The 10,852-nt window shown below is 52.0% G+C and carries 5 protein-coding genes; 4 read left to right on the forward strand and 1 reads right to left on the reverse strand.

Annotation, left to right across the window (positions count from 1 at the left end):
- Window positions 1-142: 142 nt before the first annotated feature.
- Window positions 143-8,725, forward strand: a complete 8,583-nt coding sequence (locus E0L20_RS03060) for a GH36-type glycosyl hydrolase domain-containing protein (RefSeq protein ID WP_131632632.1) — start codon at window positions 143-145, stop codon at window positions 8,723-8,725.
- Between the two features lie 19 nt (window positions 8,726-8,744).
- Here E0L20_RS03060 and E0L20_RS03065 read toward each other — a convergent pair whose 3' ends face one another.
- Window positions 8,745-8,978 (reverse strand): hypothetical protein, encoded by a 234-nt coding sequence (locus E0L20_RS03065; RefSeq protein WP_001446196.1) that lies wholly within the window; start codon window positions 8,976-8,978, stop codon window positions 8,745-8,747.
- A gap of 153 nt (window positions 8,979-9,131) precedes the next feature.
- Between E0L20_RS03065 and E0L20_RS24260 the strand changes: the two genes are divergently transcribed.
- From E0L20_RS24260 to lpxP, 3 genes are all read left to right on the forward strand, one after another.
- Window positions 9,132-9,308 carry a YnfU family zinc-binding protein gene (locus tag E0L20_RS24260; RefSeq protein ID WP_213076229.1) on the forward strand — a complete coding sequence of 59 codons (177 nt, stop codon included), beginning with the start codon at window positions 9,132-9,134 and terminating at the stop codon, window positions 9,306-9,308.
- A gap of 79 nt (window positions 9,309-9,387) precedes the next feature.
- Window positions 9,388-9,660, forward strand: a complete 273-nt coding sequence (locus tag E0L20_RS23925; protein ID WP_016247220.1) for a hypothetical protein — start codon at window positions 9,388-9,390, stop codon at window positions 9,658-9,660.
- A gap of 201 nt (window positions 9,661-9,861) precedes the next feature.
- The gene (gene lpxP / locus E0L20_RS03075; RefSeq protein ID WP_097338260.1) at window positions 9,862-10,770 is read left to right on the forward strand and encodes a kdo(2)-lipid IV(A) palmitoleoyltransferase; all 909 of its coding nucleotides are present in this window, start codon (window positions 9,862-9,864) and stop codon (window positions 10,768-10,770) included.
- The last annotated feature ends 82 nt before the right edge of the window (window positions 10,771-10,852 follow it).

Here is a 10,852-nt window from a genome sequence, read left to right on the forward strand (position 1 = left end):
GCAGAACAGAGCTCATGTCCTATACTTATGTTAGATTCCGGCAGCTGTTAAATCCCTGATGCCTGACGCCCATCCTGAGAGAACGTTTCTGAACTGATTTCGCAACTGCTCCTGCGCGCTAACGTTGCATCAGAGCAATGCTATGAAAATGATCCCCAGAGCGTGGTTTAACCGCTCCCGTATAGTGATGAATGCTGCCGAAAACATAACGTTTTCGGCGAACGATCCTGCCGGTGAAAGCTCGCCGCGGTCGGAACTCTTTTCGACCGTCCAGATGGAACGCTACGGCCAGAAGCTGGCGCGGACTCATAAAGTATCACCGGATAGGCATCCTTATTATCTTCTGAAACGGCTTGGCGACAATGAGGCCGTCATTACCCAAAACTGCTATGAGCTTAACGCGGGTAAAAAGACCAGTATCATGCCCGCCGGTGAATGGCTGCTGGACAATTATTATCTGATTGAGGAACAAATCCGCACTGTCCGCCAGCATCTGCCGAAAAGCTTTGGCAAAGGTCTTCCGTCGCTTGTATCGCCGTTGAATTGCCCACGAATTTATCATATTGCATCAGAGGCCATTGCTCACGGCGATGGCCGCTGGGATGCTGCCAGCCTGACCAGCTATCTCACTGCCTATCAACAGGTGACGCCGCTGACGCTGGGTGAAGTCTGGGCGTTACCGGGAATGCTGCGCCTTGCGCTGATTGAAAATCTTCGTCGTATCAGTATGGAAGTGATAAAAGCGCAGCAGGACAGAAACCTTGCTGATACGTGGATAACAAGGATTGTCGAATGCGCAGAGAGTGCGCCTGGTGATTTAATCATGGTGGTTGCCGATATGGCGCGCTCCCGACCTCCGTTAACCAGTGCGTTTGTCGCAGAGCTGGTGCGGCGCCTGCAGGGGCATGGCAACGCGCTGTCGTTACCTCTGACCTGGGTTGATCAGTGCCTTCGGGAACAGGGGATCACCACTGACGTTCTCATACATAGTTTCAATCAGCAACTTGCCGCCAGCCAGCTGTCCGTCAGTAACAGCATCGCGGGCCTGCGTTTATTGAGTGAAACGGACTGGGCTGATTTCACCGAAACGATAAGCGTTGTCGAACAGGCATTACGCAATGATCCTGCCGGCATCTATCCCCGGATGCACTTCAATACCCGGGATCATTACCGGCACGTAGTTGAGGTTCTGGCCAGGGACAGCGGTCTCAGCGAGCCTGAGGTTGCTGAGAAGGTGCTGGCGCTTTCAGAGGAAAAAGCGCCCGATACACCGGAACATCATGTTGGTTATTATCTTGCGGGCGAAGGTCGACAGGCGCTGGATATTCATCTCCTGGCAGACGCCTCAAGGCTCATACGCTTGCGGCACAGTTTCAACAGAATAACCCTGCTGTCATGGCTTGGAAGCCTGGCGTTGCTGACAACCGCAGCGACCGCAGCAATATTGCACGAAACCGCCATGCAGGGCGCAGACTGGCTATTGATCGCGGTGATATTACCTCTGATTATCGCATTAACTCAGTTAATGAGCGATTTGCTCAGTGATGCAACCACCCGTTTTCGCGTTCCTCGACCCTTGCCGGGGATGGATTTTTCAGCCGGTATTCCCGCTGACAGTGCCACCATGTTAGTCATTCCCTGCATGTTGACCAGCCACGAAAGTTTCAGCCAGCTCCTCACCAGTCTTGAAGTCTGCTGGTTGGGGAATGAAAACGAAAATCTCAGGTTCGCGCTGCTCACTGATTTTGCTGATTCTGAAAATGAACCCTCGCCGGAAAGTCACGCGCTGCTCAGACAGGCTATCGCCGATACGCAGGCGCTTAATCGCCGCTACCCCTCCGGCCGACCACGTTTTTATCTGTTACATCGCCAGCCTGAATGGAACCCCTCGGAAGGAGCGTGGATGGGCTATGAACGCAAGCGGGGAAAACTGGCGTTACTGAACAGCTGGTTGCGCAATCCCGGAACGCAATTCGTCAGCGTTGCAGAGATGCCTGCCCACCTTTTACCGGGTCACATAAAATACGTCATTACCCTGGACAGCGATACGGTACTCCCGCGCGATACGGCACACAAACTCGTCGCGACGATGGCGCATCCGCTGAATACGCCTGAGTATGATCCGGTACGCCAGAGGGTTGTCAAAGGATTCGGTATTTTACAGCCCGGTCTTGCGGAGGAGATACCACGCAACGGTCAGGGGCGTTACGCAGCCCTGCGCAGCAGCGTACCGGGCAATAACCCTTATTCGATGATGTCTTCGGATATTTATCAGGATCTCTTTGGGGAAGGCTCGTTTGTGGGCAAAGGGATTTACGATGTTGATATTTTTATGCAGGCCACTACCAACATCTGCCCGGAAAATCTGGTACTCAGCCACGATCTGCTTGAAGGATGCTATGCACGTTCGGGTCTGCTGAGCGAGGTGTTACTGTACGAACAGTACCCTAATAATTATCTGTCGGATGTTGCACGACGTTCACGCTGGATCCGGGGTGACTGGCAACTGCTTAACTGGCTAAAACCACGCGTCAGAAAAACCGATGGAACCCGGGTCAGGAATCCGCTGACCGCGCTTTCTTACTGGAAATTACTCGATAATCTACGTCGCAGTCTGGTCGCCCCCTCCTTACTGATATTGCTGTTCTTCGCTCTGCTTTGGGTACCCAACCCGGTTTACTGGCTGGGCATACTGTTGCTGATATGGCTGTTGCCAGCCATCCTCTGCATCAGCCACGACCTTCTGCATAAACCTCTGCGTCGCCGCGTGAAGCCGCATCTGTTAATGGTGGGGGCGGGCGCGCTAAAGCGTCTGTCAGGTATCAGCCTTAATTTTGCGATACTGCCGCACGAAGCCGGATATTCGCTGAAAGCGATCGCCGTGACGCTATGGCGACTGGGGTTAAGCAGGCGTCACCTCAGCCAGTGGGTCAGCCACAGCCAGGACAGCAGTCAGGCCAGACCCACTGTTGCACGTTTTTATCAGGCGATGTGGCTGAACGTTGCCGGTGGCGTGGCGCTGACAATACTGACCGGACAATTTGCCCCGCAGCTGCTGGGGATTGCGTTACCGATCAGTTTGGTATGGTGTGTGGCACCGCTGCTGATGAGCTGGCTGAGTCGCCAGCCCGTGCGTAAGGTTTTTTCGCCTAATCAGGAACAAAAACAGCTGTTACGCCAGACAAGCCGTGAAATCTGGGCTTTTTTTGAAACATTTGCCACAGCAAAAGAGAACTGGCTTCCGCCTGATAATTATCAGGAAATACCACAACCGACGGTGGCACACCGAACTTCTCCTACCAATATTGGTCTTTCACTTATGGCTAACCTGACGGCATGGGACTTTGGCTACCTGCCTGGCGGAGAGGTGCTCCGGCGCGTGTCGCTCACGCTCGACACGATGGATAAAATGGAGCACTACCGGGGCCATCTCTACAACTGGTATGACACCCGTACGCTGGCCCCCCTAAGTCCACGCTATATCTCCAGCGTCGACAGCGGCAATATGGCCGGGCATTTATTGACCCTTCGTGCAGGCCTGTCCGCCATGCGTCATCAGCCTGTTTTAAGCAACCAACAGATACTGGCAGGACTGAACGATACGCTGGATATTCTGGAAAAACAGTGGGGTAAGAACCCACCTGACAGCCTGAGACTGCTGCGCAAGCATTGCCTGAACGCGGTGTCGCTCTCTCCGCAGGCGCTTTTCAGCGAACTGAAAAGCATGCGCACCCAGTGCAACCATCTGACCAGCGCATGTCATCAGGGATCTCCTCTTCAGATGCGCTGGGCTGGACATCTGGAGCATCAACTGGTTCAGCTTTGCCATGAGTGGTCTCTGTTGCTTGGCTGGTTGCCTGCATCCTGGAATGAACAGACGCTGCCGACGCTGAGCGAGCTTGCCCGTCCGACATTAACCGGTACAGGAACGCCTCCGGCGTCAGTGGCGGAGCAGGCCCGAATGCGACTCAATATTATCACCGAGCTGGAACAGCGGCTGGATGAGCATGCCCGGATGGATTTCGCCTTTCTGTACAGTGAAGCAACCAGTCTGCTCAGCGTCGGTTATAACTGTGACACCAATATGCCTGACAAAAGCCACTACGATCTCCTGCCGTCTGAAATCCGCCTGACCAGTTTTCTTGCCATTGCGACTAATCAGCTGCCTCTTAAAAGCTGGTACGCGCTGGGTCGATTGTTTACCACGATTGATAATGAAACTGCCCTGATGTCATGGAGCGGATCCATGTTTGAATATCTGATGCCAAATCTGGTGATGCCCACCTGGCCCGGCAGCCTGCTCGATGAAATGAGTCAGTCGGCGGTTATGCGCCAGATTCATTGGGGGAAAGAACGCGGGGTACCATGGGGTGTTTCAGAGTCTGGCTATCATGCTTTTGATGTTCAGCATAATTATCAGTATCAGGCATTTGGCGTACCGGGGCTCGGTCTACGCAGGGGACTTGCCGATGACATGGTTGTTGCTCCTTACGCCACGCTGCTGGCGCTGATGGTTTCCCCACAGAGAGCCTGTGAAAACCTGTTCAGGCTGCAAAAAAATGGTGCACGCGGAGAATACGGCTTTTATGAAGCGCTGGACTATACCCCCTCACGTCTTGCAACCGGTCAGCTCTATGCGGTGGTACAGTCCTGGATGGCGCATCACCAGGGTATGGCATTTCAGGCGCTGGCTCATGTGCTGCTTGACGCCCCCATGACTGAACGCTTTATGTCCAGCACGGTATTCCGGTCAGCGAGTCTGCTGTTACAGGAGCGCGTGCCGGATGCGGTCGATCTGTACAGTCCGCGCCGTCATTTTGAATCTCATGAGGGCATGGTCAAACCCGTTCGCTATGAACCCCGTATTTTCTATAGCGTGGATACCCCCTCCCCGGATATTCAACTCCTGTCCAACGGCCATTATCATCTGATGTTGACCGCGGGCGGCGGTGGTTACAGTCGCTGGAATGATATTGCACTAACGCGCTGGCGCAGTGATACCACCCGTGATAACTGGGGAGCATTCTGCTACATCCGCGATACCCAGACGGGAGATGTGTGGAGCAATACTTGGCAACCAACAGGCTACACCAGCGGACAAGACGAGGAAGTGTTGTTCACCGATGCGGGGGCAGAATTCAGACGCAGCTTAGGGGGACTCAGCGTCAAAACTCAGGTGGTGATCTCTCCGGAGGATGATGTTGAATTGCGACGGCTCACACTGATTCATCGTGGTCGTAAGCCTCGCTCTCTGGAGCTGACAACCTATGCTGAAGTGGTACTGGCACCTGATGCCAGCGATCTGGCACACCCGGCATTCAGCAATTTGTTTATTCAGACTGAGCTGGCTCCTGAGCGTGACGCTATTCTTTGCCACCGGCGCCCGCGCTCACCGGATGAACCGGGCCCTTGCCTGTTTCACATGATGGTGGTGCACGGCGATAACCGACATAACGTGTCGTTTGAAACGGACAGGGCAAGGTTTATTGGACGTGGCAGAAACCCTGCGAATGCACAGGCAATAGAGACGGGAGGGATGCTAGGCAACACGTCGGGCTCGGTGCTGGATCCGATACTGGCAATTCGCAACGCCATCATTCTGCAGCCAGGGCAGCCGGTTACGATTGATATCATTTATGGCATCAGCGAGACCCGTCAGCAGAGCCTGGCGTTGCTGGAGAAATATCGCGATTACCCTATCGCCGATCGCGTCTTTGAACTGGCCTGGTCTCACAGTCTGGTGGTATTGCGCCAGATGAACGCCAGTGAAGATGATGCCACGTTGTTCAATAGTCTCGCCAGCGCTGTGCTTTACCCTGTCCAGGAGCTGCGCGCCGAAGGCCAGGCGATCGGCCGCAACCGGCGTGGCCAGTCCGGACTGTGGGGCTGGGCAATTTCAGGGGATCTGCCGATAGTGCTGCTGAGTATAACCAGCGAGGAAAGTATCACCTCAGTGACCACACTGATTCAGGCACACCGTTACTGGAGACAGAAAGGGCTGGATGTTGATTTAGTTATCCTGAATAACAGCCCCGGCGGCTACCAGCAGGGATTACAAAATCAGATTATGGAGTTAATTTATGCCGGGTCTGAAGCCAGTCTGCTGGATAAAAAGGGCGGGCTTTTTGTCCGCAACGGTGAGCATCTCTCCGCTGAGGATAAGTTGCTTTTGATGAGCGTGGCCTGTCTTTATCTTGATGACCGCGCAGGGGGTATTAATGAGCAGCTTAACCAGCGTATTCATACCCTGAAATCGCCGGCAAGGGCATTCATTCCGCGTGCTGTGCGCGAGCGTAATCAACATACGGACTGGAGCCCTGATACCAGTCAGTTATGCCATTTCAATGGGTACGGTGGATTTTCTCAGGATGGGCGGGAGTATCAGATCGTCCTTCGGGAAAATGCGCTTACACCGGCTCCCTGGTCGAACATACTGGCAAATTCTCGTTTTGGCAGTGTGATCTCAGAGGCAGGGCAGGCCTATACCTGGTATGAGAATGCCCATGAATACCGGTTGACGCCGTGGGAGAACGATCCGGTGAGCGATCGCAGCGGCGAGGCATTTTACCTGCGCGATGAAGAGAGCGGGGAGTGCTGGTCGCCGACGGCTTTACCTGTTCGCGGACACGGTGATTACCTGACCCGCCATGGTTTTGGCTACAGCGTTTTTGCCCATCGTGAGAGTGGTATAGACAGCGAGTTGACGGTCCTGGTTGCTGAAGAAGATCCGGTTAAACTGGTGCTCCTGACGCTCAGTAACTCTTCGGGACGGACACGTCAACTTTCCGTCACAGGCTATGTAGAGTGGACGCTCGGAGAAACACGAACGCGCTCAGCCCCTCACATTGTGACACATGTGGCCAGAACGCCCGGCGGCTGCGGGATACTTGCGAATAACTTTTATGGTGATAATGGTGGCGGCCGAACTGCATTTTTTGCCGTCAGCGGTAATGACTGTTCTCTGACAGGGGACCGCCGGGAGTTTATTGGCCGTAATGGTTCCCTTCACGCCCCTTCGGCTATGAAACTGCAAAAGCTTTCTGGTAAGACGGGGGCCGGTCTGGATCCCTGCGGAGCGGTGCAATCGGCGGTTACATTAATTGACGGGGACCAGAGGACGTTTATTTTTATCCTCGGCGCAGAGGAGAATGATGTCTGTGCTCAGGAGACGCTGGCCCGCTACATGAACGAGGATACGGTCCGCCAGGAGCTGAACCGGATTCATAATCACTGGCACAATGTTCTCGATAAAATCGTAGTTAACACCCCCGACACGTCCGTAAATTTACTGGTTAATGGTTGGCTGCTTTATCAGACGGTCGCCTGCCGTCTTATGGCCCGGAGTGGCTACTATCAGTCTGGCGGTGCATTTGGTTTTCGCGATCAGCTGCAGGATACGCTGGCTCTGAGCCACGCTGCTCCGGACCGGATGCGTGAACAGATAATACTCTGTGCATCACGGCAGTTTATCGAGGGGGATGTGCAGCACTGGTGGCACCCGCCACACGGCAACGGTGTGCGTACCCGCTGTTCCGATGACTATCTTTGGCTGCCGCTTGCTGTTTGCCACTATGTTGAAACGACGGGGGATATGGATGCACTGGAAATACGCATTCCTTATCTGGAAGGACGCTCGCTTCAGCTTGGTGAAGAGTCTGTCTATGACACGCCGGTCATCAGCGGCACCGAAGAGACACTCTGGTTACACTGCGTCAAAGCTATTCACTATGGACTTCGCTTCGGGGAGCATGGCCTGCCGCTGATGGGGGCTGGTGACTGGAATGACGGGATGAACCGGGTGGGTATCGAAGGCAAAGGTGAAAGCGTCTGGCTGGGCTTCTTCCTGTACGACATTTTGCAGCGGTTTGCAGCGCTGGCGGAGCACAGGCTGGATGAAAGCGTCGCCGCGATGTGCCGTTCACAGGCTCTGCGCCTGCAAAGTAATCTCGAAGCCCACGCCTGGGATGGGGAATGGTACCGGCGCGGGTATTTTGACGATGGTACTCCCCTGGGATCGAAAACCTCACAGGACTGCCGGATTGATGCGATTGCGCAGAGCTGGTCTGTATTGTCCGGCGCCGCGAGCCCGGGACGGTGCGCAAAGGCCATGCAGGCGCTGGATAAGCACCTTGTGGATAACGAAGGAGGGCTGATCAAACTGTTAACGCCTCCTTTCGACGGACACGGTCCAAATCCGGGCTACATACAGGGGTACCTGCCCGGCGTGCGGGAAAACGGAGGGCAGTATACGCATGGCGCCATCTGGGCAGTGATGGCCTTTGCCCGAATGGGGAATGCCGAACGAGCCTGGCAACTCTGGTCAATGCTCAGCCCTATAAATCATACCCTGAATGCGGACTCTGTCGGGATTTATAAAGCTGAGCCTTATGTCATGAGTGCTGATGTCTACAGTGTCGCTCCCCATACCGGACGTGCAGGGTGGAGCTGGTATACCGGTTCTGCAGCCTGGGCCTGGCGTTTACTTACCGAGGGATTACTGGGGATAAAACGTTCCGGCACTGACTTTAGTGTTCATGCCAGGTTACCGGATGAGTGGTCCTCTTTTTCTATGGCATATCAATATGGTGAAAGCCATTATCAGATTAGTGTTTCACGCGGCGATGCAGAATATTGCGTGACGCTGGATGGTGTTCTCCTCCCTGATGACAGAATACCGCTGAAGGATGATGGACAAAACCATACGGTTGAGATCATTCAGAACTGACACTTATCCCGGAGGTGCATTAACGTCTGCCGTTAATGCGCTGATTATCCCTGAGAACATCAATCGCAGTCTGCATGGCGATTTTGTCATCCCGCCTTTTTTGTTTGTCCTGTATGACCTGAAGGTATTCCAGCAAGGTGCGGGTATTAATCGGTCGGCCCTGTTTACCCACAGCCAGCACGGCTTCTCCAAGAATAATTTTCACAGGCGGTAATTGTGCCGGATACCAGTCAAGGGTGTCTTCTGATTTCATCTTAAATTTCTCACGGAAGGGTAGTGTATCATAAATAAGACGTTCAATTTTCAATATCTGATATCCTGATTCAGACACAATTTAACATAACTTATGCCAGTTATTTTTATATTAAAGCGTATAATAATTACTGTATTCCTCAGAGAATTATTTATGTCTTATACAAATGGGCTCAGGTATTTTAAAGAAAGACCGGTTCATGTTGCCTGCCCGGTATGTGCACACAGAGCCGATCAGAAAGCAGGTAAACTAAGAAAAGATGCGGTTCTTGAGTGCCCTGCCTGCGGACTGTTGTTCAGACCTTCAGAATGCTGGTGTATCGGCGGCTGATCAGCTTCTGCCACTTAACGTCAGTGATGTCGGAAAATGACAACATTCCTCCTGTACTGCTGTTGTCGAGGGTATGATAATGAAATCTAAAAAATCTGTTTTTATTGAAGGGCATATCATGTCGAACAGCTGTCACGGACAGCCTGGCCAACCTTTCTGTATTCACCGGGTCAGGTTTAGTAATGGTAAATATGCGATTATTCGGGTGGCATCCGGGATATGTTTCAAACCAGGCGAAATTATTCAACGAAACGATTGTGAGTGGTTTTATAAACTTACCAAAATTCGGCTTCTTTCTTTTGAGTACCTTGATGATGATGAATCAAGAAGACAATTCCTTGAGTATCAATGATAAAATCATGGGTTTATAACAGAATAAATTTGCTGACTTACAATTCACCCCTGGCTCTTTAAATTATTCACCAGTCATTGGGGAATATTTTTTCCTGAATTTAGATGAATTAAATTATCTAAAACAAAATGTATCGCTAAAGACGAATTGCCTCATTGTTTTCCTTTTGCGTTATAACCTTCATTAGCATTAAGGAAATTTATGGCACAGACTTTTACTCATAATTTACTTCATCCTCGCCACTGGCTTACCTGGTCTGGTTTGGGTCTGCTGTGGCTTCTCGTTCAACTTCCTTACCCGGTTTTACATATTCTGGGCTCTGGCCTTGGAAAAATATCCAGACCCTTTCTGAAACGCCGGGAACGGATTGCGATTAGAAATATCGAACTGTGCTTTCCCGAGATGACACCGTTTGCCCGGAGCCAGATGGTCAATAAAAACTTTGTTTCTCTCGGGCTGGGACTGATGGAAACAGGAATGGCCTGGTTCTGGAGCGATGCGAGAGTCAAAAAATGGTTTGATGTCGAAGGGCTTGAAAACCTGACCGGTGCGACAAGAGGAGTAATGGTCGTCGGGATTCATTTTATATCCCTTGAGTTGTGTGGAAGAGTAATGGGGTTATGCCATCCTATGATCGCAACGTATCGCCCACACAATGATCCATTAATGGAATGGGTACAGACAAAAGGGCGTATGCGTTCAAATAAGGCTATGATTAATCGACGTAATTTATCAGGTTTTGTTCATGCGCTAAAAGCAGGTGAGGCCGTTTGGTTTGCACCAGACCAGGATTATGGGTCTAAAGGAAGCGTTTTTGCACCTTTTTTCTCGGTAAAAAAAGCAGCCACGACGAACGGAACGTATGCTTTGTCAAAACTCGCTGGTGCAGACTTGATCACACTTAGCATGATTCGACGTAGCGATAAAAAAGGTTATCACATGTATATCAGCAATCCGTTGTCAGGCTATCCAGGGGAAGACAAGATCGCCGCAGCGGCTTATATGAACAAGATCATCGAGCGTGAAATTCTCCGTGCTCCTGAGCAATACCTGTGGATGCATCGCAGGTTCAAAACGCGTCCTGAAGGCGAAGTCTCTTTATACAAATGAACAACTCTACTTGTCACGAGCCAGAGTCTATCTTTCTTGCCACTGCGTATTTGTAAAAAATGCGATAAGGAATTTTCGATCG

The sequence above is a fragment of the Enterobacter wuhouensis genome, from assembly GCF_004331265.1.
In the GTDB taxonomy this organism is placed as follows: domain Bacteria; phylum Pseudomonadota; class Gammaproteobacteria; order Enterobacterales; family Enterobacteriaceae; genus Enterobacter; species Enterobacter wuhouensis.